Here is a 554-nt window from a genome sequence, read left to right as displayed (position 1 = left end):
ATGTGGCACTCGTCGCCGCCGGTGCCGTAGTCGCCGAAGTAGTCGACCACGTCCTCGGGCCACTGGTTGGCCTCCGCCAGCAGCACGGTGTCCGGGTACTGGGTGTCGATCTCCTTGCGGACCCGCTTCAGGAACTCATGGGTCGCCGGCAGGTTCTCGCAGTTGGTGCCCTCCTGCTGGTACAGGTACGGCACGGCGTCCAGCCGGAACCCGTCGATGCCGAGATCCAGCCAGAACTTCAGTGCGGAGATCATCTCCTCCTGCACGGCCGGGTTCTCGTAGTTGAGGTCCGGCTGGTGCGAGAAGAAGCGGTGCCAGTAGTACTGCTTGCGTACGGGGTCGTACGTCCAGTTGGAGGCCTCGGTGTCGACGAAGATGATCCGGGCACCCTGGAACTGCTTGTCGTCGTCGGCCCAGACGTAGTAGTCGCCGTACGGACCGTCCGGGTCGCGCCTGGACTCCTGGAACCACGGGTGCTGGTCGCTGGTGTGGTTCATGACGAAGTCGATGATCACGCGCATGCCGCGCTGGTGGGCGGCGTCGACGAACTCCAC

General features: G+C 64.6%; 1 protein-coding gene. It reads right to left on the bottom strand.

From position 1 onward, the window contains the following. Positions 1-554 (bottom strand): alpha-amylase family glycosyl hydrolase (locus ADK64_RS06660; protein WP_267888526.1); only part of this gene is annotated, 554 nt, incomplete at both ends.

This window comes from Streptomyces sp. MMG1121 (assembly GCF_001280015.1).
Classification (GTDB): Bacteria; Actinomycetota; Actinomycetes; order Streptomycetales; family Streptomycetaceae; genus Streptomyces.
This window is presented reverse-complemented; position numbering and strand designations above follow the sequence as displayed.